Origin of the sequence: Achromobacter xylosoxidans A8 (assembly GCF_000165835.1) — a bacterium.
Lineage (GTDB): Bacteria > Pseudomonadota > Gammaproteobacteria > Burkholderiales > Burkholderiaceae_B > Achromobacter > Achromobacter xylosoxidans_B.
This window is the reverse complement of the sequence record NC_014640.1, coordinates 1974561-1997271: the sequence shown is the minus strand read 5'-3', so window position 1 is coordinate 1997271 and position 22711 is coordinate 1974561. Positions and strand designations below refer to the sequence as shown.

Annotated in this window: 20 protein-coding genes; 8 read left to right on the top strand and 12 right to left on the bottom strand. The window is 65.4% G+C overall.

Annotated features, from left to right (window positions below):
* Nucleotide 1: 1 nt before the first annotated feature.
* The 4 genes from AXYL_RS09315 to metE all read right to left on the bottom strand — a co-directional run bounded on the left by AXYL_RS09315 (nucleotide 2) and on the right by metE (nucleotide 7756).
* Nucleotides 2-604: a DUF2889 domain-containing protein gene (locus tag AXYL_RS09315; protein ID WP_013392543.1), complete on the bottom strand. Its 603-nt coding sequence runs from the start codon at nucleotides 602-604 to the stop codon at nucleotides 2-4.
* Between the two features lie 80 nt (nucleotides 605-684).
* Nucleotides 685-1251 (bottom strand): hypothetical protein, encoded by a 567-nt coding sequence (locus tag AXYL_RS09310; protein ID WP_013392542.1) that lies wholly within the window; start codon nucleotides 1249-1251, stop codon nucleotides 685-687.
* Nucleotides 1248-5231, bottom strand: coding sequence for a Pls/PosA family non-ribosomal peptide synthetase (locus AXYL_RS09305; protein ID WP_013392541.1), 3984 nt, complete (start codon nucleotides 5229-5231; stop codon nucleotides 1248-1250). Before AXYL_RS09305 ends, AXYL_RS09310 begins: the two co-directional genes overlap by 4 nt.
* Nucleotides 5232-5458: 227 nt before the next feature.
* Nucleotides 5459-7756, bottom strand: a complete 2298-nt coding sequence (gene metE, locus AXYL_RS09300) for a 5-methyltetrahydropteroyltriglutamate--homocysteine S-methyltransferase (protein ID WP_013392540.1) — start codon at nucleotides 7754-7756, stop codon at nucleotides 5459-5461.
* A 142-nt stretch (nucleotides 7757-7898) separates the two neighbouring features.
* Here metE and AXYL_RS09295 point away from each other — a divergent pair, with 142 nt between their 5' ends.
* Both AXYL_RS09295 and AXYL_RS09290 read left to right on the top strand, forming a co-directional pair.
* Nucleotides 7899-8816 carry a LysR family transcriptional regulator gene (locus tag AXYL_RS09295; protein ID WP_013392539.1) on the top strand — a complete coding sequence of 306 codons (918 nt, stop codon included), beginning with the start codon at nucleotides 7899-7901 and terminating at the stop codon, nucleotides 8814-8816.
* A 111-nt stretch (nucleotides 8817-8927) separates the two neighbouring features.
* Nucleotides 8928-9602 (top strand): hypothetical protein, encoded by a 675-nt coding sequence (locus AXYL_RS09290; protein WP_013392538.1) that lies wholly within the window; start codon nucleotides 8928-8930, stop codon nucleotides 9600-9602.
* Nucleotides 9603-9688: 86 nt separating this feature from the next.
* Here the strand turns inward: AXYL_RS09290 and recX are convergent, their stop codons facing one another.
* Nucleotides 9689-10372 carry a recombination regulator RecX gene (recX, locus tag AXYL_RS09285; protein ID WP_013392537.1) on the bottom strand — a complete coding sequence of 228 codons (684 nt, stop codon included), beginning with the start codon at nucleotides 10370-10372 and terminating at the stop codon, nucleotides 9689-9691.
* Nucleotides 10373-10503: 131 nt separating this feature from the next.
* Complete coding sequence (gene recA / locus AXYL_RS09280; protein WP_013392536.1) at nucleotides 10504-11568, bottom strand: recombinase RecA; 1065 nt, start codon at nucleotides 11566-11568, stop codon at nucleotides 10504-10506.
* A 231-nt stretch (nucleotides 11569-11799) separates the two neighbouring features.
* Between recA and AXYL_RS09275 the strand changes: the two genes are divergently transcribed.
* From AXYL_RS09275 to AXYL_RS09265, 3 genes are all read left to right on the top strand, one after another.
* A complete protein-coding gene (locus AXYL_RS09275) occupies nucleotides 11800-12489 on the top strand; it encodes a response regulator transcription factor (protein ID WP_013392535.1) in 690 nt (229 codons plus the stop codon).
* Between the two features lie 115 nt (nucleotides 12490-12604).
* Nucleotides 12605-13984, top strand: coding sequence for a sensor histidine kinase (locus tag AXYL_RS09270; RefSeq protein ID WP_085947850.1), 1380 nt, complete (start codon nucleotides 12605-12607; stop codon nucleotides 13982-13984).
* Between the two features lie 196 nt (nucleotides 13985-14180).
* Nucleotides 14181-15842, top strand: a complete 1662-nt coding sequence (locus tag AXYL_RS09265) for an MFS transporter (RefSeq protein WP_041652979.1) — start codon at nucleotides 14181-14183, stop codon at nucleotides 15840-15842.
* A 426-nt stretch (nucleotides 15843-16268) separates the two neighbouring features.
* Here the strand turns inward: AXYL_RS09265 and AXYL_RS09260 are convergent, their stop codons facing one another.
* Entirely contained in the window at nucleotides 16269-16478 is a 210-nt protein-coding gene (locus AXYL_RS09260; RefSeq protein ID WP_013392532.1) for a hypothetical protein, read from the bottom strand.
* Nucleotides 16479-16626: 148 nt separating this feature from the next.
* Here AXYL_RS09260 and AXYL_RS09255 point away from each other — a divergent pair, with 148 nt between their 5' ends.
* Complete coding sequence (locus tag AXYL_RS09255; protein WP_013392531.1) at nucleotides 16627-17526, top strand: recombination-associated protein RdgC; 900 nt, start codon at nucleotides 16627-16629, stop codon at nucleotides 17524-17526.
* 75 nt (nucleotides 17527-17601) lie between these two features.
* Here AXYL_RS09255 and AXYL_RS09250 read toward each other — a convergent pair whose 3' ends face one another.
* The 5 genes from AXYL_RS09250 to AXYL_RS09230 form a co-directional block, all read right to left on the bottom strand.
* Nucleotides 17602-19038, bottom strand: coding sequence for a diguanylate cyclase (locus tag AXYL_RS09250; RefSeq protein ID WP_013392530.1), 1437 nt, complete (start codon nucleotides 19036-19038; stop codon nucleotides 17602-17604).
* 142 nt (nucleotides 19039-19180) lie between these two features.
* Nucleotides 19181-20473 (bottom strand): aspartate carbamoyltransferase, encoded by a 1293-nt coding sequence (locus AXYL_RS09245; RefSeq protein ID WP_013392529.1) that lies wholly within the window; start codon nucleotides 20471-20473, stop codon nucleotides 19181-19183.
* Nucleotides 20474-20570: 97 nt separating this feature from the next.
* The gene (locus AXYL_RS09240) at nucleotides 20571-20984 is read right to left on the bottom strand and encodes a hypothetical protein (RefSeq protein WP_013392528.1); all 414 of its coding nucleotides are present in this window, start codon (nucleotides 20982-20984) and stop codon (nucleotides 20571-20573) included.
* Nucleotides 20985-20987: 3 nt separating this feature from the next.
* Nucleotides 20988-21419, bottom strand: a complete 432-nt coding sequence (locus AXYL_RS09235; protein WP_013392527.1) for a BPTD_2524 family lipoprotein — start codon at nucleotides 21417-21419, stop codon at nucleotides 20988-20990.
* Nucleotides 21420-21561: 142 nt separating this feature from the next.
* Complete coding sequence (locus AXYL_RS09230; RefSeq protein ID WP_013392526.1) at nucleotides 21562-21693, bottom strand: entericidin A/B family lipoprotein; 132 nt, start codon at nucleotides 21691-21693, stop codon at nucleotides 21562-21564.
* Between the two features lie 180 nt (nucleotides 21694-21873).
* Here AXYL_RS09230 and AXYL_RS09225 point away from each other — a divergent pair, with 180 nt between their 5' ends.
* Both AXYL_RS09225 and AXYL_RS09220 read left to right on the top strand, forming a co-directional pair.
* Entirely contained in the window at nucleotides 21874-22233 is a 360-nt protein-coding gene (locus tag AXYL_RS09225) for a hypothetical protein (RefSeq protein ID WP_013392525.1), read from the top strand.
* 66 nt (nucleotides 22234-22299) lie between these two features.
* Nucleotides 22300-22707, top strand: coding sequence for a hypothetical protein (locus AXYL_RS09220; protein ID WP_013392524.1), 408 nt, complete (start codon nucleotides 22300-22302; stop codon nucleotides 22705-22707).
* The last annotated feature ends 4 nt before the right edge of the window (nucleotides 22708-22711 follow it).

The window sequence follows — 22711 nt, the reverse complement described above, 5'->3', positions numbered from 1 at the left end:
GTCAGGACGTATGAGAAAAAGAAGGTGAATCGGAGGACGAATCGGCCGATGCCTCAGCGCTACCCCCCGTGTACCACTTGGGATAGTGCTCAGCCACCACCGGGCCGCTGGTGCTTAGCGCATGGCAACCGTCCAATTGGAATGGACGCCGGTTCGGGTTGTTTTCCTGCCGCCGGCGATTGGCCATGGTCTGGACTGCCGCGGTGGGAAGCACCTGCGACAGTTCGGTCATGTGGGTACAGCCCGCCACGTGCCCGAACCGCTCCTTGACCTGCCCGCGGAACCCCTTGAGCAGGTTCATGCCGATCAGATCAGTGTAAGCCGGTTCGATGGCCATGCAATGCTCGCCGTAGGGAGCCGCGTCATAGACGGCCTGCGCCGCCACGATCGAGAAAGTCTCGTCGATGGTGATGCGCAGATGCATGTGGTGGATGGGTTGTCCGGCCTTGAACATCTCGCCGTCGCGCTTGGGGAAATCGTACGCCTTGACGTCGATCAGCTCGGCTTCCAGGTCCCAGAGCCCGTCTTCGCGCGCATACGACTGCACGCGTATGGAACGCGTATGCAATGGTTGGCGAGGATAGTCCGGCGGTGGCAAGGGCATGCTGGGGGCCTGCGGGGCGAGATGCCTGCGCATGGTGCGCGGCAACAAAACCTTCAAAGTATAGCGCAGACAGCCTGCGATCAAGACCCCTGCCCGGCGCCTGGCGCGCTGCCGCAGAGGGCAGCGGCGGCCCACAAGCCCTGGTGCCGGACCTGGCAGGTAAGCTGGGCGGCGGCCAGGTGCCGCTCGCGCTGCGGTGAGTACTCCTCCAGCCCGCGCCGGCAGGCTTTCAGGCGCGCTTCCAGCGCGCTCCAGGCCCGGGCGAAGGCATCCGCCCGGCCGCCGGGCGGACTGGCGGCCAGTGCGGCGGCCGCCTGCGGGCCGCCATAGAGAGCCAGCACATCGGCATCGCCCGGCCAGGCCTGTGCGCTGGTCAGGTCCACGCCCGGCACGCCCTGCCGGGACAGGCCGCAAAGAATATAGGGGCCACAATAGGAAAACGAGCTGTGCCAGCGCGCGCCCGGCAACATCCGCGGCCCCTTGGGGGTTTCGGTCCATTCCGGCGGCATGGCCGGATCGCGCCGCGCCAGCTCCTCGGCCAGCCAGTCCCTGGCCGCCTGCCGCTGCGCCGGCCGGGCCGCAAGCAGGTGTAACAGCCACATCTCGACCGGAGCGCCCTCCCCGGTCAGCCACAGGGCCGGGATCACCGCTGGGTCCAAGGCGTGGCCGGACTGCCGATCCAGGCCTGGCCCGCCGGAATGGCCTCGCCCTTGAGCACCAGCGTCAGCGGACCGAGACGCGCACCGGTTTCGACCCGGGTGTCATATAGGATGGTGCTGCGCGGCCCCACGTTGACGGCGTCGCCGATGCGGACCAGGCCGATCTTCATCACCCGGTCTTCGAACAGATGGGTCTGCGGACCGGACCAGGCGTGCAGCACCGCGTCGTCGCCAATCGATACGCAGTCGTACTCGGTGATGTCGGTGGTGTCCATGAAGACCCGTTTGCCAATGCGGGCGCCCATGCAGCGCAAAGCCAGCGGCAGCCAGGGCGTGGCCCGCAGGAAGTTGAAGAAGTTCGGCACTGCGATGGATTCGTACAGGCTGGTGACCGCTTCGCTCTTCCAGACGAAGGGCGTCCACATCGGCTCGGCGCGCGGCCGGTAGCGGCCAATCAGCGTCCACTTCAGCGCCACCAGGAACAGGAAGGCGCCGACGCCGTACAGCACGCCGGCCAGCATCAGTTCGTCGAAGGCGGAGACGAAGCCTTCGCGCGCCGCCATGGGGATGACCTTCATCACAGTCAGATAGCCCACCGCGATCACCACGGCCAGCGGCAGGATCATCCGCATGCCTTCAACGCCCCCGCGCAGGATCTTGCGGCCCACGCTGGGCCGGAAAGTCAGGTGTGCCGGAAAGCCCGCGGTCTGCTCGCGCGCGGGCAGCGCCAGCGGCGGATTGCCCAGCCAGGTCTGGCCGCTGGCCATGCGGGCGTTGGCCGGCGCTCGGCTCTGCACACCGATCAGCACGTCGTCGGGCAGCACCGAGCCGTCCGGCACGTAGGCGCCGTTGCCGACGAAGCTGCGGTTGCCGATGACGGTGGGGCGCATGGTCATCCAGCCGCCGTCGATTTCCTCGTCGCCCAGCATGACGCCGTCGGCGATGAAGCTGTCGCGACCCAGGGTCAGCATGTCCGGCACCACGCCCATGGCGGTGGAGATTTCGGTGCCGCGCCCGACCTTGGCGCCCAGCAGGCGGTACCAGTTGCCGGCATAGATCGACGCGTACAGGCCGTGCAGCACGCTGAGGCTGGATTCCTGGATCTGGTTGGTCAGCCAACGTCGCAGATAGATCTGTCCGTACACGGGCCAACGGCCGCTGGCCAGCCGCGGCAGCAGCGTCCAGCGCAGCAACGCGGACACCAGCACCGTCAACATCAGCAGCAAGGCGCTGGCGGGCAAGGCCAGCAGCAGATAGCTCAGGAAGGCCTGGGGCCAGGGCACGCGCGCGCCCATCAGGTCCAGCCAGCGCGCGTCGATCCAGTCGATCAGCACGAAACTGGGAAACACCGGCATGAAGAACAGCGCGGCGATCAGCGTGCCGCCGCCCGCGTAGGCCACGCAGTCCAGCCGGCTCCAGATGCCCTGGCGCCTGGGCCGCGGCGGCAGCTCGGGAGCGCGGGCCTGCGGATCGTGCCGCGCCGGCGCGCCGCTCCAGATCTGACCTGCGGGCACGCGGGCGCCCTGCGCCAGGGAAGACAGGCCGTCCAACCGGGCGCCCTCGCCCATCGTCACATCGCCCTGCAGCACCGAATAGGAACCGATGTAGGCCTGGTCCGCCAGCGTGATCGGCCCCACGCTCCACTGCCCGCCGCGCACCGAGAAATTCTCCAGGTTGACCGCCGCGCCGATGCTCACGCCGTTCCCCACCGACAGCAGGTCGGGCGCGCGCACGGAGACGCGGCTGATGGCGGCGTCGCGGCCGATGCGCGCGCCCAGCGCCCGCAAGTACCAGACCTGCAACGGCGATCCGGCCAGCAGATGCGCGGGCGGTATGTCCAGTACCCGATCCACCAGCCACCAGCGGTAAAACAGCCAGCCGTACAGCGGGTAGCGGCCGGGCTTGAGCCGGCCCAGAATGCCCCACTTGCAGGCCACGGCCACGCCGAAGCTGAGCAGGTTGCACGCCAGGTAGCTGGCGATGGACAGGGCCACCGCGCGCCAGACGGAGTCGCCCTCGTCGCCCGTCCAGTAGTGGTAGGTGAAGAACGGCGTCAGCCAGATCAGCATGCGCACGCCGATCAGCAGCGGCAAGGCTGCCAACTGCGCCAGGCCGCAGGTCCAGCGGCGCCACTCGGGCGCGGCCGCCGGATCGTTGCCAGTCCCGGCGACGCCGGCCGGTGCGGTCGCGGCCATTTCGGCCGCGGCCAGCGCGTCCAGCCGGGCTGCCAGCACGCCCAGGACGGAATGCTGGTACAGCTCGTGCATGGTCAGCGCGGAAAAATGCGGATGCTTGCGCAAGGCCGACACCAGGCGCGCGGCCAGCAGCGAATGGCCGCCCAGGTCGCGGAAGAAGTCGCTGGCCAGCCGCAACGGCTGCCCCGGGAACAGCGGGCGCAAGGCCTCGAACAAGGCAAGTTCGCCCGGCGTGACGGGTTCATCGTCTTCGCCGCTGGGCTCGGACACGGCGTCCAGCTCGCGCGCCTTCAGCGCCTTGCGGTCGATCTTGCCCGAGGTCAGGCGCGGAACGTCGGCCACCAGTTCGAACCGGGCTGGAATCATGTAGGCGGGCAAGTCCGCGGCGAGCGCGCCGCGCAAGGCATGCGGGTCCAGTCGCGCCTCGCCCTCGGGCTTGAGGAAGGCCACCAGTTGCTCGATGCCCGCCAGATCGCGCAGCACCACGGCCGCGGCGCCCACGCCCGGCAAACGGTAAAGCGCGGCCTCGATTTCCCCGAGCTCGACGCGAAAGCCGCGTACCTTGACCTGGTCGTCGCTGCGGCCCAGGCAGTGGATCTGGCCATGCTCATCAATCCGCGCCAGATCGCCGCTGCGGTACATGCGGGTGTCGTAATCGGCGCAAGGCCAAGGGTTCGCCAGGAATTTCTCGGCCGTCAGCTCGGGCCTGCCCAGATAGCCGCCGGCCACGCCGGGACCGGTGATGCACAGCTCACCCACTTGTCCTTGCGGCAGCACCGCGCCGTCCTCGCCGCGCACCAGCATGCCGTAGTTGGGCAGCGGCGCGCCTATGGTCACGGGCTGGCCGGGCAGGAGTTCCGCCAGGCTGGCGGACACCGTGGTCTCGGTGGGACCGTAGGTATTGAACAGGCGCCTGCCGGGCGTGGCCCAGCGCGGCACCAGGAAGTCCGGACAGACCTCGCCGCCCAGATTAACGATGCGCAATCCGGGTACGTCGCGCGCGAACAGGGCGAGCAAGGTCGGCACCGCATGCAGCACGGTGACACCTTCCCGCGCCAGGGCGTCCGGCAAGCCTTCCGGATCCGTGGTCAGCATCTTGGGCGCGACCCATAAGGACGCGCCCACGAGATAGCTGATCCAGATCTCTTCGAACGACATGTCGAAGGCCACCGAGAAGCCCTGGTAGACCTTGTCTTCATGGCGCACGCCCAGCACTTCGTTTTCGCTGCGCAGGAGATGACAGATGCTGGCGTGGCTGATGGGTACGCCCTTGGGCTTGCCGGTGGAGCCCGAGGTGTAGATGACGTAGGCGGGATGCTCGGGCAGCAGCCCGTCCCGTCTGCGCAAGGCGCCGTCCACCGGTTCCGACAGCGCCCAGGTGGTCCAGGTAGACATGCCGTCCAGCCGGACCTCGGCGCCCGCGATCAAGCCGTTGGCCCCCGCATCCTGCAGGCAGACCTGCATGCGGTCCGGTGGCGTATCCGATTCAAACGGCAGCCAGGCGGCGCCGGCCTTGGCGATGGCCGCCTGCATCACCAGCAGGTCCGCCCCGCGCGGCAGGCATAGGCCCACGATATCGCCGGGGCGCACGCCGGCCGCAATCAGATGATGCGCGGCCAGGTCGGCGCGCTGGCCGAGCATGTCGTAAGTGAGGGTGTGATCCAGCCAATGAATGGCAGCGGCGGCGGGATGCCGGCGGATCGTGGCTTCCAGAATGTCGGGCAGCGTCTCTGCTAGCAGCAGATCGGGCCGACAGGGGCCTTGGAGAATCATAGGAACGACAAGGATCCAGCAATGGGATTTTGCGTATTGACCCATGCCGCGGAATTTCGTTCAAGCAGGATTGAAAAAAACATCGGCGCCGCGCCCAAGCTGTGGTTTGCAGCCATCACAGAGACCTTGCGGCTGCAAAGAAAAAACCCTGATCCGCGCGCGACATGCGCGGATCAGGGTGGGCGCCGGACCCATGGAATCCGGCGGCGCTACGGCTAGCTGTCTGCTCAGGCCGCCTGGCGCAAGGCCCGCGCCGCCTCCACCATGCCGATCAGCGCGGCTTCGGTTTCAGGCCAGGCGCGCGTCTTCAGGCCGCAGTCAGGATTGACCCACAGGCGCTCCTTGGGCAGGCGGGCCGCAGCCTTCTCCATCAGGCCGACCATCCAATCCACTTCGGGCACATTCGGCGAATGGATGTCGTACACGCCTGGACCGATGTCGTTGGGATAGCGGAAGTCCTCGAAGGCCTTGAGCAGCTCCATGTTGGAGCGCGACGTTTCGATCGTGATCACGTCCGCGTCCATGGCGGCGATGGATTCGATGATGTCGTTGAACTCCGAATAGCACATGTGCGTATGGATCTGCGTCTCGTCGCGCACGCCGGCGGTCGACAGGCGGAAGCAATCCACGGCCCAGTCCAGGTAGGCCTGCCAATCGGCGCGGCGCAGCGGCAGGCCCTCGCGGATGGCGGGTTCGTCGATCTGGATGACGCTGATGCCGGCGGCTTCCAGATCCACCACTTCGTCGCGCAGCGCCAGCGCCAGTTGGCGGCAGGTCTGCTCGCGCGGCTGGTCGTCGCGCACGAACGACCATTGCAGGATGGTGACCGGCCCGGTCAGCATGCCCTTGACCGGCTTGTCGGTCAGCGACTGCGCGTACGACGACCAGCCCACCGTCATCGGCGCGGGACGGGCGACGTCGCCGAAGATGATCGGCGGCTTGACGCAACGCGAACCGTAGCTCTGGACCCAGCCGTTCTTGGTGAAGGCAAAGCCGGCCAGCAGTTCGCCGAAGTACTCCACCATGTCGTTGCGCTCGGGTTCGCCGTGCACCAGCACGTCCAGGCCAACTTTCTCCTGGAAGCGGATGACTTCCTCGATTTCCTTGCGGATGGCAGTCTCGTAGCCCGAGTCCGTCAGCGCGCCCGACTTCCAGTCGCGGCGCAGCGCACGGATTTCGGCAGTCTGCGGGAAGGACCCGATGGTCGTGGTCGGGTAGGCGGGCAGGCCCAGCTGTTCCTGCTGGCGGGCGATGCGGCCGGCGAACGGCGCGCGGTCGCGCGACACGGCGGCGGCGCCGGCCATGCGCTGGCCGACGGCCGGATTATGGATGCGGGTCGAGGAACGGCGGGCAGCCAGCGCGGCGCGCTGCCTGGCCAGGCCGTCCTGCGCGGCGGCTTGCGTTGCACTGTCCAGGGCGCGGCCCAGCAGGCTCAGTTCTTCCAGCTTTTGCGCGGCGAAGGACAGCCAGCTCTTGAGTTCGGCGTCCAATTCGGTTTCATAGGCCAGGTCCACCGGCACGTGCAGCAGCGAGCATGACGGCGCCAGCCACAGGCGGTCGCCCAATTGCTGCTTGATCGGGGTCAGCGTGGCAATGGCGGCGTCCAGGTCGGTGCGCCAGATGTTGCGGCCATTGATCACGCCGGCAGACAGCACCTGCTCGGCGCCCAGGCCGGAAACCACTTCCGCCAGTTGCTCGGGCGCGCGGACCAGGTCCACGTGCAGGCCGGCCACGGGTAGGCCCAGCGCAGTCGGCAGGTTGTCCTTCAGGCCGTCGAAATAGGTGGCCACCAGCAGCTTGACCGGGCTGGCGGACAACTGGTCATAGGTCTGCTTGAACGCATCGCGCCAGGCTTGCGGCAGATCCAGCGCCAGGATGGGCTCGTCGATCTGCACCCACGGCACCCCCAGCTTGGCGAAGCGCGCCAGCACTTCCTGGTAGACGGGCAGCAATGCGGCCAGCAGTTGCAGCTTGCCCGCGTCGGCGGCGCCGGCGGCAAAGGCGTCGCCCTTGCCCTGGTACAGCCAGGTCAGCGGACCGGGGATCACGGGCTTGACGGCGTAACCCTGGGCCTGTGCTTCCTGGATCTGTTCGAACAGCGATTCGCGGGCGATGCGGAAGGTCTGGCCCGGCACCAGTTCCGGCACGATGTAGTGGTAATTGGTGTCGAACCACTTGGTCATTTCGCAGGCGGCGGCGGGCTTGCCCGACGGCGCGCGCCCGCGCCCCATGCGGAACAGCGTGTCCAGCGTGACGGGCTCGTTGTCCTTCTGGCCGAAACGGGCGGGCACGGCGCCCAGCAGCGTGGTCCATTCCAGGATCTGGTCGTACCAGGCGAAGTCACCCACCGGTACGAACTTCAGGCCGGCTGCAGCCTGCAGCTTCCAGTGCTTGGCGCGCAGGTCGCGACCGGTCTGTTCGAGTTCTTCGGCGGTCTGCTTGCCGGCCCAATAAGCCTCAACCGCGCGCTTCAGTTCACGCTGAGCACCGATGCGGGGGAACCCCAAATTATGAATAATAGTCATGACATCACCGCCCTTAGACAAAATTTGTTCAAGTGGCAGCTATTCTGAGGCCAAACCAAAATGAATCAAAATCAATGTCTACATTCATAAAATGAGGAAATCTCATACAATATGAGCTTATTCCCGATCCCTGCAGTCACCCATGCTTGAAATCCGCCATCTTGAAACGCTCACCGCCATCCGCGACGGCGGCAGCCTGCAGGAAGCCGCCGAGCGCCTGCATCTGACCCAGTCGGCCTTGTCGCACCAGTTGCGCGACCTGGAAACCCGGCTGGGCACTCCTTTGCTGAACCGCCGCACGCGGCCGGCCCGGCTGACGACGGCGGGCCTGCGGGTGCTGGCGCTGGCGGACGAGGTGCTGCCGCGCATCCGCGCGACGGAACGGGACCTGCAGCGGCTGGCCGCGGGCCGCACTGGGCGGCTGCACCTGGCGATCGACTGCCATTCCTGCTTTCAGTGGTTGATGCCGGCGCTGGATGCTTTCCGGGTGCAATGGCCGGACGTGGCGCTGGATCTGTCGGCGGCGTTTTCCTTCGCTCCCCTGCCCGCCCTGGTGCGCGGCGACCTGGATCTGGTCATTACGTCCGATCCCCAACCGCTGGACGCGGTGGAATACCTGCCGCTGTTCAAATATGAGTTGGTGCTGGCCGTGTCGGAATCCAATCCGCTGGCCGGCAGCAAGTTCGTCATGCCGGACCAGTTGGCCGACCAGACGCTGATCACCTACCCGGTGGACAAGCAGCGCCTGGACGTTTTCACGGCGTTCCTCGACCCGGCCGACGTGGAACCCGCCGCCATCCGGCGCGCGGAGCTCACACCCATCATTGCGCAACTGGTGGCCAGCAACCGCGGCGTGGCCGCGCTACCCAACTGGGCGCTGACGGAATACATGAATCAGGGCTGGCTGCGGCAGTGTCGACTGGGCCCGCAAGGCGTATGGCGCACGTTGTACGCCACGGTGCGCAGCGAGGACACGGACGCGTCGTATATCGATGAGTTCCTGACCATTACCCGGAATGTGTGCTTCAAGACCTTGTCGGGGATCAAATCGGCGAAATAGCGCCCCTGCCGTGCGCCGCCGATTCTCGATACATTAAAAAATAATAAGATTCAATTTGGCACATAAGGTTTAGAATGCTGCTCCCTCAAACCTTCGAGCCGGCAGCAAAACATGTTCTTGCAATCGTTGTTCTCAGCGCGCGTTATCGGGCGTTCGACCATTCTTGCTTCCATCGCCTTGCTGGCGGGTTGTGGCAACGTTCCGAACACGCTCCCGGTCCAGTACTCGCCTTCGTCGGTGATCAGCGCTGAAGGGGCCGTCGAAGTCGGTGACTTCACTTACGAACCCAACAAGAAAGAGACTGCAGAACAGCCCAAATCCCAGCGCTACGCCAACGCCGGCCTGTCGACCTCCCAGCAGGCCAGCTCACCGAACTCCGCTGGCAGCTACCGCGCTCCGCAAATCGCTCCGAATCAGGTCCGCAACACCGCGATCGGAAACATATTGCTCGAAAAGGACGTCAAGGACTTTGTCCGGGACGCCACCTTTGCCGAACTGCGCTTCATCGGCGTCAAGGTCAATGGCAACCAACAACGCCGTCTATTGACCGCCGAAGTCGAGGAATTCCTGGCGGACGACCTGGGTTATTCGGTGGACTGGACACTGCGTATTGCTTATGTCGTGACCGACAAGGCCACGCAGAAGCCCGTGTATACGCAAACCAAGGAAACCAAGCGACGCACGAACAAGTTCGCCAATTTCTTCACTTCGCTAAACGATTCGATACGGCTCAGCACCGAAGCCTTGGCCAAGGACCCGGACTTCCTGTCTGCCATCCAGGAATAAGGCCCGCCCCGCCCGCCGGCTCGCTTTTGGAAAATCCGCCGCGACGGATTTTCATAGGCATACGGACAAGCCCTGAACAGGGCTGCTCAATCCTCGTCGCCCTCGCCCAGTATCCGGCGGATCACGTCATGCGCAAAGCCGCGGCTGGCCAGGAAGCGGGCCTGCTTGGCATAGGCCGCACGGTCTTCCGGCTTGGCGCTGAAGCGCTTCTTCCAGACCTCCAGCGCGCGGTCGTACTCGGTGGCCCGCAGCTGTTCGCGCAATTCGGCGACCTGGTTGTCGTCCACCCCGTGCTGGCGCAATTCCTGCACGATGCGCGCCGCCCCCTGGCGCGAGGCGCGCCGATGGACCAGGCTTTGCGCAAAACGCTCGGTGGACAGCCAGCCTTCCTTTTCCAGGGCATCGAGCACGGCCTCGACCTCGGCCGGATCCTCGGCGTGGGCGGCAAGCTTTCGCGCCAATTCCTCGCGGGCATGTTCGCGGCGCGACAGATAGCCTACGGCCCGCATCTTCAACGAAGGCCCCTTGCGGGCTGTTTGTCCATCGGCATCCGGGCCGTCCTCGGCCGCAGCGGCGCGGCGCCCGCGCCGCACACTACCCGCTTCCGAGCTGCGGCTCCATGAATCCGGCGCCTCGCCGGATTCCACTTCCTGCTCGCGGCGCGCATCCGAAGTGCGGCGCAAGCCCTGGGGCTTGGCCACGGTTTCGAATTCATCGTCCAGCTTGGCGCGTAGGCGTTCGGCTGTAGCGGGCGGCGGTTTCCAGCTCATGCGTATCCTGCTTGCTATGCATAACGGCAGGCCCGTCCTGGCGCCTGCCGCACATGTTCGGGCTGCGACGAGATATGCGGGCCGCTGGCGGCAGATATGAATCCGCTGCGCAAGGCCCGCCCCCGATCCGATTACTCTTCGGCGGTGTCTTCCGCGGTCGGCACGAACTCGGCCGCGCGGCTGACGATGCCCTGGTTCTCGCGGACGCGGTTCTCGATTTCGATGGCGAGTGCCTTGTGCTCTTTCAGGTACTCGCGGACATTGTCCTTGCCCTGGCCGATGCGGTTGCCGTTGTAGCTGTACCAGGCGCCGGACTTGTCCACGACGTTGGCGGCGACGCCCAGGTCGATGATTTCGCCTTCGCGCGAGATGCCGGCGCCGTACATGATGTCGAATTCGGCCTGCTTGAACGGCGGCGCGACCTTGTTCTTCACGACCTTGACGCGGGTTTCGTTGCCGACGACCTCGTCGCCCTTCTTGATGGAGCCGATGCGGCGGATGTCCAGGCGCACGGAGGCGTAGAACTTGAGCGCGTTGCCGCCGGTGGTGGTTTCGGGGTTGCCGAACATCACGCCGATCTTCATGCGGATCTGGTTGATGAAGATGACCATGCAGTTGGTCTTCTTGATGGTGGCGGTGAGCTTGCGCAGCGCCTGGCTCATCAGGCGGGCTTGCAGGCCGGGCAGGGAATCGCCCATTTCGCCTTCGATTTCGGCCTTGGGCACCAGCGCGGCCACCGAGTCGATGACGATCAGGTCAACCGAACCGGAGCGCACCAACGCATCGGTGATTTCCAGGGCCTGCTCGCCCGTGTCCGGCTGCGAGATCAGCAGGTCGGCCAGGTTCACGCCCAGCTTGGAGGCGTATTGCACGTCCAGCGCGTGTTCGGCGTCGACGAAGGCGCAGGTGCCGCCCAGCTTTTGCATTTCAGCGACCACTTGCAGGGTCAGCGTGGTCTTGCCCGAGGATTCCGGACCGTAGATTTCAACCACGCGGCCACGCGGCAGGCCACCGACGCCCAGCGCGATGTCCAGCCCCAGGGAGCCCGTGGAAACCACCTGGATGTCATGCGAAACATCGTTGTCGCCGTAGCGCATGATCGAGCCCTTGCCGAACTGCTTTTCGATCTGCGAAAGCGCGGCGGCAAGCGCCTTGGCCTTTTCCGATGCGGCGGCCTTGGTGGTTTTGTCGTCCATGTAGAGTCCTGTCTGTAACGTATCTGGTGTCTAGGGAAGTGCCGCAGGTTTAGGCGGGTGCTTTGAGCAACGGGTCAGATTATGGCATCGGATTATACTGTACATAAACCCAGTGTGCCAGTGTTTTGCACGTATACCCTGAGTGGCAAGCATGGCGCCCTATGCCAGAATGCCAGACGAACCCGGCGTTTTGTCCCCTTTGCGCCGCGGGGTCTTTTCTCACTGTAGCCCATGCGCATCCTGATCGCCGAAGACGACAGCATCCTGGCCGACGGCCTGTCCCGTTCGTTGCGCCACAATGGCTACGCCGTGGACGCTGTGCGCGATGGGCTGGCGGCCGATTCAGCGCTGGCGGCCCAGGCGTTCGACCTGCTCATCCTGGACCTCGGTCTGCCGCAACTGGCCGGGCTGGAAGTGCTGCGGCGCCTGCGCGCCCGCAACTCCGCCCTGCCGGTGCTCATCCTGACGGCGGCCGACAGCATCGAGCAGCGCGTCAAGGGCCTGGACCTGGGCGCCGACGATTACATGGCCAAGCCTTTCGCGCTGTCCGAGCTCGAGGCCCGCGTGCGGGCCCTGACCCGGCGCGGCGCGGGCGGCGGCGCCACCATGATCAAGCACGGCCGCCTGCTGTTCGACCAGACAGGCCGCGTCGCCATGGTCGACGACCAGACCCTGGACCTGTCGGCGCGCGAAGTCAGCCTGCTCGAGATCCTCCTGACGCGCAGCGGCCGCATGGTCAGCAAGACCCAGCTGGTCGACCACCTGTGCGAATGGGGCGAAGAGGTCAGCACCAACGCCATCGAGGTCTACGTCCACCGCCTGCGCAAGAAGCTGGAACCCAGCGGCGTGAAGATCGTGACCGTGCGCGGCCTGGGCTACTGTCTTGAGCGGGACCAGGGTGCGGCGTACCTCGCAAGCTGAAGCAGCGCCGCCGGAAGCGCTGAACCAGGAAGCACTGGATGTCATGCGGGCGGGGGCCAAGGGTCCGAGCTTCGCGCCGCCGCAGCGCTCCCTGCTGGGCGAGATCCTGGACTGGATGCTGGCGCCGCTATTCCTCCTGTGGCCCATGAGCGTGGCCATCACCTACGTGGTGGCCCAGAACATCGCCAACGTGCCTTACGACCGCGCGCTGGCCAACAACCTCCACGTCCTGACCCTGCAGGTCCACGCGCAGGACGGCCGGGCCGTGCTGAAGATGACGGACACCGCACGCGAGGTGCTGCATGCCGACGAAACCGACAGCGTATTCTGGCTGGCGCTGGGCAGCCGCGGCGAATATCTGGGCGGCGACCGCGCGCTGCCCCTGCCCTCCACCGTAGGCCAGCCCCGCCCGGGCGAAGTGCAATACGAAGACGCGACCTTGCGCGGCTTCGGCATCCGGCTTGCGTTCACCTGGGTGGACCTGCACTTGCCCGATACGCAGCCGGCGCTGCTGATCGCGGCCGAGACCGTCGAAAAACGCACGCAACTGGCCAACGACATCATCAAGGGCGTGATCATTCCGCAGTTCGTGGTACTGCCCGTCGCCGTGCTGCTGGTGTGGTTCGGGCTGTCGCGCGGGGTGGCGCCGTTGAACGCGCTGCAGCAGCGTCTGCGGGCGCGCCGGCCCGACGACCTTTCCCCCATCGACGAGCGCGCCGCGCCGACCGAGATCGCGCCCCTGGTGGCCGCCATGAACGACCTGCTGGACCGGCTTTCGTCCAACGTGCAGGCGCAGCGCCGCTTCGTCGCGGACGCCGCGCACCAGTTGAAGACGCCGCTGGCCGGCCTGCGCACTCAGGCCGAACTGGCCCTGCGCGACGCCAGCCCCGAGGAAATGCAGTCCAGCCTGCGCCAACTGGTGACCGGTTCTGAGCGCGCCACGCGCCTGGTGAACCAGCTGCTGTTGCTGGCCCGGGCCGAAAATCCCAGCGCCATCGGCCTCACGCGCACGGACATCAATACCATCGCCTACGAACAGGCCATGCACTGGGTGCCGCAGGCGCTCGCGCTGAGCACTGATCTGGGCTTCGAAGGCTCCGACCACCCGGTGGAGATCAACGGCAACCCCCTGCTGTTGGCCGAACTGCTCAACAACCTGGTGGACAACGCGCTGCGCTACACGCCGCGCGGCGGCCATATCACCGTGCGCGCGCAGGTCCAGGACGGGCATGCGGTGCTGGAGGTGGAAGACTCAGGCCCCGGCATTCCGCCAGAGGAACGCGAACGCGTGTTCGACCGCTTCTACCGCGTGCTGGGCACCCAGTCCGACGGCAGCGGACTGGGCCTCGCCATCGTGCGGGAGATCGCCCAGAAACATCAGGCCAGCGTCGAAATCAACGACCACCCCACAGCGCATTCGAACCTCCCCGGCATGCGCATCCGCGTGGTCTTTCCGCTTTATGCCGAGGCCCCGGATTCGTCCGCTGCACCCTAGGACTATCCCTAGCGCCCCAGGGGACAGTTACTTGTTGTTTCAATTTTAAGACTCAAGTAAGGATCTCGTCAGAACCTCGTCAGCCTCGCCCCCCAATGTTGCGTATAGCTCAATGTCGGTCTCGCCGGCTGCGGGCGGAGCACGGCGGACAACCGCCGGCCATAAAAACCGAGGAGACATCATGAGCACAACAACCATGGCAGGCCGCGGTCCATCCGCGGATCCGCGCCCGATGACCAAGGATGAGCGCCGCGTCATCTTTGCGTCGTCGCTGGGCACGGTTTTCGAGTGGTACGACTTTTACCTCTACGGCTCGCTCGCAGCCATCATCGCGCAACACTTCTTCTCGGGCGTGAACCCCACCGCGGGCTTCATCTTCGCCCTGCTGGCGTTCGCCGCCGGTTTCGCCGTGCGGCCGTTCGGCGCGCTGGTGTTCGGCCGCCTGGGCGACCTGGTCGGACGTAAATACACCTTCCTGGTCACGATCGTGATCATGGGCCTGTCCACGTTCCTCGTGGGCGTGCTGCCCAGCTACGCCAGCATCGGCCTGGCCGCTCCCGCCATCCTGATCGTGCTGCGCCTGCTGCAAGGTCTGGCGCTGGGCGGCGAGTACGGCGGCGCCGCGACCTACGTCGCGGAACACGCGCCGCATGGCCGCCGCGGCTTCTACACGTCCTGGATCCAGACCACCGCGACCCTGGGCCTGTTCCTGTCGCTGCTGGTCATCCTCGGCATCCGCACGTTCATGGGCGAAGACGAATTCAAGGCCTGGGGCTGGCGCATTCCGTTCCTGATCTCGGTCGTGCTGCTGGGCATCTCGGTGTGGATCCGCCTGCAACTGAGCGAATCGCCGACCTTCAAGCGCATGAAGGAAGAAGGCAAGGGCTCGAAGGCGCCGATCGCTGAATCGTTCGGCCAATGGAAGAACCTGAAGGTCGTGATCCTGGCGCTGCTGGGCCTGACCGCCGGCCAGGCCGTGGTCTGGTACACGGGCCAGTTCTACGCCCTGTTCTTCCTGACGCAGACGCTGAAGGTCGACGCCAATACCGCCAACATCATGATCGCCATCGCGCTCCTGATCGGCACTCCGTTCTTCGTGGTCTTCGGCGCGCTGTCCGACAAGATCGGCCGCAAGCCCATCATCATGGCAGGCTGCCTGATCGCCGCGATCACCTACTTCCCGATCTTCCAGGGCATCACGCACTTCGCCAATCCGGCGCTGGAAAAGGCTCAGGCCACGGCCCCGGTCACCGTGATCGCGGACCCGGCCACCTGCTCGTTCCAGTTCAATCCGGTGGGCACCTCGTCGTTCACCAGCTCTTGCGACGTGGTCAAGTCGTTCATGGCCCGCAACTCGGTGAACTACAAGAACGAAGCAGCGCCGGCCGGCTCGGTCGCCAAGGTCAAGATCGGCAACGACGAGTTCGCCTCGTTCGACGGCAAGACCATGGCCCCGGCGGACTTCAAGGCCAAGGCCGCCGAACTGGACAAGTCGCTGACCACCGCCATCCGCAGCCACGGCTATCCCGCCAAGGCTGACCCGGCGCAAAGCAACAACGTCATGGTCGTGGTGCTGCTGACCATCCTGGTGCTCTACGTGACCATGGTGTACGGCCCGATCGCCGCCATGCTGGTGGAAATGTTCCCGACCCGCATCCGCTACACGTCGATGAGCCTGCCCTACCACATCGGCAACGGCTGGTTCGGCGGCTTCCTGCCCCCGGTCGCCTTCGCCGTGGTTGCCGCAACCGGCAACATCTACGACGGCTTGTGGTATCCGATCATCATTGCAGTCATGACCCTGGTCATCGGCACGCTGTTCGTGCGCGAATCCAAGGACAACGACATCAACGCATAAACGGCCATCCCCCGCCGGACGGGACTGCTGCGCCCGCCCGGCCTTTCAAAAGCTCCTTATGGAGCTTTTTTTTTGCCTCCGTTCAGGCCGCCCCTTTTCGCTGCGCCCTGGCGAAAAAGAGATCCGCACTTTCAGGACCATGTCAGACCCGCGCCATTAGACTGAGCGCTCAGATTACGGCCTTGCGCCAGATCGACCGACGATTGATCCCCCTGTCGGACGATTGCAGGGCCAGTGTTCTGACACCGATACCGCGTTCCCCGCGAGCCTTTTATGACGCGGTATTGCGTGCTCCCGTACCGGCCCGGCCCTCAATGAGCCGGGCCGCTTTTTTTTGTGCTGGCGCACGCAAGGCACGCAAAAATGGCGACCGCGAGGCGGTCGCCATTGTCGGATACTGCAAGCGGCGGCCTGGGCCGCCGGCGATCAGCGGCGCATGCCCACGCCGATCGCCAGCACGCCGGCCACAATGGCCGCGATGCCGGCCCAGGCCGGGATCGCCACGGACTTCTCGGTCTCGGCGGTAGCCTTGACCGAACCGATCTGCAGCACGGTCTCCTCGGATTTGTAATTGAAGCCCTTGTAGGCCAGGGCGGCGATGCCCAGGACGATCAAGATGGCGCCGATGATCTTCATTTTTTCTCTCCAGTTCGACTTGCTGCGCGGACATTAGCGCATAGGCCCGCGGCTGTCAGTGACAGAAGGTGTCGCATCACGCTGCGGTATTGCCGCACTTCGGCAAAGCGCCCGCGTCGTATAGAATCAACCCTTTTGGCCGACGCTCATGTGGTTCAAGAATCTCAAGATTTATCGCCTCTCCTCGCCGTGGACGCTGGTCGGCGACCAGCTTGAAGAAACGCTCGCGCGGCATGCCTACCAAAGCGGCAACAACCTCGAAATGCAAAGCCTGGGCTGGGTGCCGCCGCGCGAAAACGGCGGCCTGGCCCATGTGGTCAATGGCCAGATCCTGCTGAGCCTGCGCGCCGAGAAAAAGCTCCTGCCGGGTACGGTCGTCAACCAGGTCGCCAAGGCCCGCGCCCAGGAAATCGAAGAGCAGCAAGGCTACAAGCCGGGCCGCAAGCAAATGAAGGAAATCAAGGAACGCGTCACCGACGAGCTCCTGCCGCGCGCCTTCAGCGTGTACCGCGACACCCGCATCTGGATCGACCCGCAGAACCATTGGCTGGTCATCGATGCGGCCGCCTCGGCCAAGGCCGACGAAGTCATCGGCCTCCTGGCCAAGTGCGTGGATCCCTTCCCGCTCGAGAACCTGTATGTGGCCCAGTCCCCGGCTTCAGCCATGACCGGCTGGCTGGCCGAGGACGAGGCTCCGGCCAACTTCTCCATCGACCAGGACACCGAACTGCGTTCCTCGGGCGAAAGCGGCGCGGCCATCCGCTACGTCAAGCATTCGATCGACGCCGACGACGTGCGCCGCCATATCCAGTCGGGCAAGCAGTGCACCCGCCTGGCCATGACCTGGGCCGACCGCATTTCTTTCGTCCTGACAGAAGGCCTGGACGTCAAGCGCGTCGCGCCCCTGGACGTGTTGAAGGAAGGCAATGAAGGCGTGGCCGCCAACGACGACGAGAAGTTCGATTCCGACATGATGCTGATGACGGGCGAACTGGCCAAGATGATGGCCGAGCTGGTCGACGCGCTCGGCGGCGAAAAGAAGGTGTAAGCCGCGGGCGCCATCGCGCCTGCAAGCTGGGCCGCCCTTGGCAGGGCGGCCTTTTTCATGTCTGCAAGACTGGCCTCAGGCCGCCACGGCGCGGTCGCGGCCGGCCTGTTTGGCCTGGTAGAGCGCCTGGTCGGCGCGGTCGATCAGATAGGCGTAGTCCGGATGGCCGTCGAACGTCGCCACGCCGATGCTGGCCGTGATGTGCAGCGGGCCGGCCTCGGGAATATTGAAGACATGGCGTCGGATCTCCGCGCCCAGCTTCTCGGCCGCGGCCAGCGCGGCCTCGCGCGGCGCGTCGACCAGCACCACCAGGAATTCCTCGCCGCCATAGCGGAACACGAAATCGCTGGAGCGGCACGCCTGGTGCAGGACCTCGGCGAACTGGCGCAGCACCTGATCGCCCCCGGAGTGGCCGTGCTGGTCGTTGATGGCCTTGAAGTGGTCGATATCCAGCAACAGGACCGAGAATTCGCTGCGCTGGCGCCGCGCAATCGATATCTCGCGCCCGATCACCGAGGGCAGGAAGCGCCGGTTCAGCACATTGGTCAGCGGGTCGCTACCGCTCTCTATCTCCGCCACCATATCGAACAGGCCGTTGAGCAGGTGCTTGATGCGCGCCACCAGCTCCTGCAATTCGCGCACGTGGTCGGGCATGGCCCCGGCCTGCCCCAGTTCCTCGCCTCGCATCAATTGAGGCAGCACCACGCCGTCCAGCTGCGCGACGGCGTCCGTGATCTGCTGCAGGCCAGGCGCGCTTTCGAACATCGCCCCGCCCTTGTGCTGCAACCACAACCCGAATTCCGAGGCCGCCAGCCGCGGCAGGCTTTGTCCCGGCGCGCGGTAGTGCAGGCCGATCAGCACCGCCTGGCTCCATTCCAGCAAGGCGGCGCGCTGCCGCTCGCGTTCCGTGGAGATGTTCTGGCCCAGCGCGAAGAGCCGGTAGGCCTCGTCGTTGCGGGCGCCGCGGCTGATGTCGCGCATGAAGGCGCGGCTCATCTGCTCGACCGCCAGGTCGAACAGATTGCACACGTACTGGGTGGCCACGGACGCGGCCATGCCGTCCAGGTCGCTGACGCGCAGGCGCAGGGCAATCTCGTTTTTCAGGATGCGGGCGCCGGCCATCACCAGATGGATGGGGATATGGACGCGGGCATGCACCTCGCCCACCTTTTTCTGCGTGGCCATCAGGGCGGCGATGTCGCCCTGGTCGCGCACGCACAGCAGCCCCTTGAGCCAGCGCGTCATGCCCGCATGCAGGCGGCTCGACACGATTTCATGGGACAGCCGCGGGCCGGCCTCGGCGTCGGCCAGCAGGGTGGAATAAAAGGCGTCGACCAGTTCTGAGAGGCTGTCGCCCACCACCGCGGCGACTTGCCCGCGCGTATAGGCGTCAACCGACTGGTAGACCGCAATCCAGGCCTGTTCGTTGGACGCGCTCAGGTAGCACGCCTGATCGGATGCGCCAGCGTGCCGGTCGGGAATTGGCGGGACGCCAAGACTGCTTGAAGACATATAGATAATCCGCCCGAAGGCTCCACGGCGTGTCCGGAAACGACACGCGACAGAAAAAACCAGCGCGGATTATGCTTGAAAACCCCGGGCCGGGGCCGTCCTGCGGCCTGGGCCTAGGGCTATTCGGGCCGGCGCCCGGCGCTTATTCGAGTCCGTGGAAGGACGAATCGTCCGGCCCGATATGGGACGGATGCTGCCAGGTCACATCGCGCAGGGAGTGCTGGACCAGGCCCTCGACGCCCAGCAACACCGCGAAGATCGCCATGCGGATGGGGATGCCGTTGTCGGTCTGGCGGAAGATCGCCAGGCGCGGGTCGTGGTTCAGGTCCACGCTCAGGTCGTTGGCGCCGGGACGGCTGTCGCGCGGCAGCGGGTGCATCACGATGGTGTCCGGACCGCAGTAGGCGTCGATGATGGCGCGGCTGATCTGGAAGTCCGGGGTGTAGCCTTCGTTTTCTTCGTTGGCGAAGCGCTCTTTCTGCACGCGCGTCGCGTAGATCACGTCGGCGCCGGCCAGGCCCTCGGCCAGCGAGCTCTTCTGCTCGATGACGTTGCCGTTGCGGCTGGCCTGCTCGATGATGTAGGACGGCATTTCCAGGCCCTTGGGCGACACCAGCGAGAACTTCACGTTCTTGTACAGCGCCATCAGCTTGATGAGCGAGTGCACGGTGCGGCCGTACTTCAGGTCGCCGACCATGGCGATATGCGCGCCGTCCAGCAGTTTGCCCAGGCGCGAGAACTCCGTCAGGATCGTGTACAGGTCCAGCAGGGCCTGGCTGGGGTGCTCGCCCGGGCCGTCGCCGCCGTTGACCACGGGAATGTTGGTGGCGCGGGCGAACTCCGCGACCGAACCCTGGTCCGGATGGCGGATGACCATGGCATCCACGTAACCGCTCATGACGCGGCTGGTGTCGTAGATCGATTCGCCCTTGGCCATGGACGAGAACGTGAAGCCGGTGGTGTCGCAGACCGAGCCGCCCAGGCGGCAGAACGCCGAGCCGAAGCTGACGCGGGTGCGGGTGCTGGCCTCGAAGAACAGGTTGCCCAGCACCGCGCCTTCCAGCACGCGGGACACCTTCTGGCGGCGGGCGATGGGCTGCATCATGTCGGCCACGCGGAACAGATCCTCCACCGATTCGCGGGTGAATTGATCCACCGACAGCAACTGATGCTTGCCCTCCACCGCGATACGGTCACGCAAAGGACCTTCTTGTACGCTTTGCGTATATTTTTCCAGCAAGACGCCGTTCTGGACGATTTCACTGACGAAGCGCTGCACCACTTCCGGCATCGCACGGAATTCCTGCGAGCCCTCTGGCAGCAACCAGGTATCGAGCGCGCGGCGCTTGACGCCGATGCGGGTCGCGAACACGTCGCGGGTGAGATTCAGGCGCCGCATGGCGTCGCGCAGGAAGGCTTGCTGGGAGATGGTCATGACGGGCCCCGAACAGGAGATTTATATACGCTGTGCGCATATTATTCTCAACACAAATCCAAGTCCAACGTTTTTGCGCACACGGGTTTACCCGCAACTACCGCCTTGCATAGGCTGTGGTGGTCTGGGGCGCATCCGTGATTGCCTGCGCAGCCGCCAGCCAGCAGGCGGCGCAGAAGGCAAGCGCGCTGATCAGGTAGCAAAGCATGGCCAGAATCTGCGCGGGCCAGTGAGCGCGCGTCAGATGGCCGGTGTAGCCCTGGCGCAACAGGCTGACCTGCGCCAGGTAGGCGAACAATATTCCCAGGCAGGCAGCCAGCAGGCCGCCCAGCAACAACGCCAGCGGCAGCTGCAGATCCGGCGCGGCGATGTCGCCCCCCACCACGCCCAGCGAAAAGCCCGTCAGGACCAGCGCCGCGCCGCCATTGAGCCAGCCCAGGAAGCGGAATGCCCCCGCCAACAGCGAGAATGACAGGCCGCTGGCGCGGATCTGCTGGGCGCGGGCGTCCATCGTTCAGCCTTCGCCGCCCTTGCGGCAGACCGGCGTGGCGCTCTGGATCGAAGCGCGGGCGGCGGCGATTTCGGCCGCATCCCAACGGCCTTCGCCCAGTACCGTGATGCTTACCTTGGACGTCGAGGGACTGGCACTTTCGACAGTCATCAATTCCAGCACCTTGGCGGGTTCCGTCACCTTATAGAGCTGCACCTCGTCGGGCGCGCCCTTCTCGCCTTTCACGTGGCGCCAGGCATAGGCCACGTTGTAGGCGTGCTGCACATTCACATGGCAGGTACGCACATACTCGCCCGCGCGGCGGAAAGCCGCTTCGTAGTGGGTATTGACGGTGAAGGTCTCCGTCACCACGGCATCGGACTCGTAGACCCCTTTGCTCGCGCAGCCGGCCAACAGGGCCGCAAACGCCATTCCCACCCACAAAGACTTGCGCATGACACTTCCCACGATCGAATTCAACTTCCCGAATTATGCCAGGAGGGGGGGGCCGCGATCCGGCAACAAAAAAGCCGCGAGAGGGATGCATGGGCATGTCTCGCGGCTTCTGGGCCGGAATTGCGGCGCGGAGAACGAAGGCCTATTTGGTGGCGGCGCCCTCGATCTTCTCGCCGCCCCGCTGAATGTCCTTGCCTGCCCCGGCTACGGTGTTGCATCCCGCCGAGACGGCAGCGATCGAAAGCAACATGACGAGAAAGACTTTGTTCTTCATGGACATCTCCTGTCTGGGCTTGGAAAGTGAAGCCAGCATACCCCAAAGACCCTCATTTGGGCATCGGGCGGACACGGGCTCCGCAGCCGCTGCCGGCCGCATCGGCGCGAGATCAAACACTATTCGAAAGGCTTGCGTTCGCCTGTCGCGCAATTGCCGCCAATCGATTAGGATTCGCAAATGACCAAGAAACACGCATCGCAGAACGCCGGTTCCGCCCACCAGGGCTGGGGCTGGGAACAACCCCAATGCCGCGGACAAGCGGCATTGGCGCTCTTCATCGACGATCTCCACCGAATTTTGCAGGCGCATACCGCCGGCAAGCTGGCTGAAAGCAGCACGCTGGCCGATGCGCAGCAAAACGTGAATGAATTGCTGGCCCGCTACAACGAAATAGGCGCCGCGCCGGATATTTTTCTCGGCCAATCGGTCGAACTCAAAGAGGGCGTGGACCGCGACGGGGTGTCCCATACGGTACCCATTTTTTCGGCCCGCCTGAAACAATCCCTGGTGTCGATGCTGGGCCAAGGTCCAGCCTGAAACACCGCCCGGCTTGCCAGCAGGTTCGGGGCCATAAACAGAACAGTTACCGCAGGAGACCGCACAATGAAGAATACCGACAACGTCGTAGAGTTCCTGCGCTTGCTGTCGCTGGATGTCTCCCTGGGAGCCGCCGCCCAGCACGCCGCCGCCCAGGCGGATGCGCCCCTGGCCCTGGCCCGCCTGGCCACCGCCCACGGCCTGCCCTGCAACGCGTCGGACTGGTCTGCCTTTGCCCGCAGTTGCCTGGACAGTTCTGAACTGGTCGATCAAGACGCCATTCCCGCGGAAGCCACCATCTGGCAGTTGGTGCAGGATCCCGCGCACGGCACCGAAATCCCGGCCAGTGCGATTACCCGCGTCATCGGCATCGTTACGCAACCCGAAGGCGGCGCACCGGTGGTGGGGCATGTCGTCGGCGACCTGGCGCCGCGCGCACCGCTGGGCCTGGCGCCCTACTCCTCGGGCTCCTGAAACC

Coding starts and splice junctions, on each gene's coding strand:
- AXYL_RS09315 (WP_013392543.1), bottom strand. CDS start 604: ATGCCCTTGCCACCGCCGGACTATCCTCGCCAACCATTGCATACGCGT.
- AXYL_RS09305 (WP_013392541.1), bottom strand. CDS start 5,231: ATGATTCTCCAAGGCCCCTGTCGGCCCGATCTGCTGCTAGCAGAGACG.
- metE (WP_013392540.1), bottom strand. CDS start 7,756: ATGACTATTATTCATAATTTGGGGTTCCCCCGCATCGGTGCTCAGCGT.
- AXYL_RS09295 (WP_013392539.1), top strand. CDS start 7,899: ATGCTTGAAATCCGCCATCTTGAAACGCTCACCGCCATCCGCGACGGC.
- AXYL_RS09290 (WP_013392538.1), top strand. CDS start 8,928: ATGTTCTTGCAATCGTTGTTCTCAGCGCGCGTTATCGGGCGTTCGACC.
- recX (WP_013392537.1), bottom strand. CDS start 10,372: ATGAGCTGGAAACCGCCGCCCGCTACAGCCGAACGCCTACGCGCCAAG.
- recA (WP_013392536.1), bottom strand. CDS start 11,568: ATGGACGACAAAACCACCAAGGCCGCCGCATCGGAAAAGGCCAAGGCG.
- AXYL_RS09275 (WP_013392535.1), top strand. CDS start 11,800: ATGCGCATCCTGATCGCCGAAGACGACAGCATCCTGGCCGACGGCCTG.
- AXYL_RS09270 (WP_085947850.1), top strand. CDS start 12,605: ATGCTGGCGCCGCTATTCCTCCTGTGGCCCATGAGCGTGGCCATCACC.
- AXYL_RS09265 (WP_041652979.1), top strand. CDS start 14,181: ATGGCAGGCCGCGGTCCATCCGCGGATCCGCGCCCGATGACCAAGGAT.
- AXYL_RS09260 (WP_013392532.1), bottom strand. CDS start 16,478: ATGAAGATCATCGGCGCCATCTTGATCGTCCTGGGCATCGCCGCCCTG.
- AXYL_RS09255 (WP_013392531.1), top strand. CDS start 16,627: ATGTGGTTCAAGAATCTCAAGATTTATCGCCTCTCCTCGCCGTGGACG.
- AXYL_RS09250 (WP_013392530.1), bottom strand. CDS start 19,038: ATGTCTTCAAGCAGTCTTGGCGTCCCGCCAATTCCCGACCGGCACGCT.
- AXYL_RS09245 (WP_013392529.1), bottom strand. CDS start 20,473: ATGACCATCTCCCAGCAAGCCTTCCTGCGCGACGCCATGCGGCGCCTG.
- AXYL_RS09240 (WP_013392528.1), bottom strand. CDS start 20,984: ATGGACGCCCGCGCCCAGCAGATCCGCGCCAGCGGCCTGTCATTCTCG.
- AXYL_RS09235 (WP_013392527.1), bottom strand. CDS start 21,419: ATGCGCAAGTCTTTGTGGGTGGGAATGGCGTTTGCGGCCCTGTTGGCC.
- AXYL_RS09230 (WP_013392526.1), bottom strand. CDS start 21,693: ATGAAGAACAAAGTCTTTCTCGTCATGTTGCTTTCGATCGCTGCCGTC.
- AXYL_RS09225 (WP_013392525.1), top strand. CDS start 21,874: ATGACCAAGAAACACGCATCGCAGAACGCCGGTTCCGCCCACCAGGGC.
- AXYL_RS09220 (WP_013392524.1), top strand. CDS start 22,300: ATGAAGAATACCGACAACGTCGTAGAGTTCCTGCGCTTGCTGTCGCTG.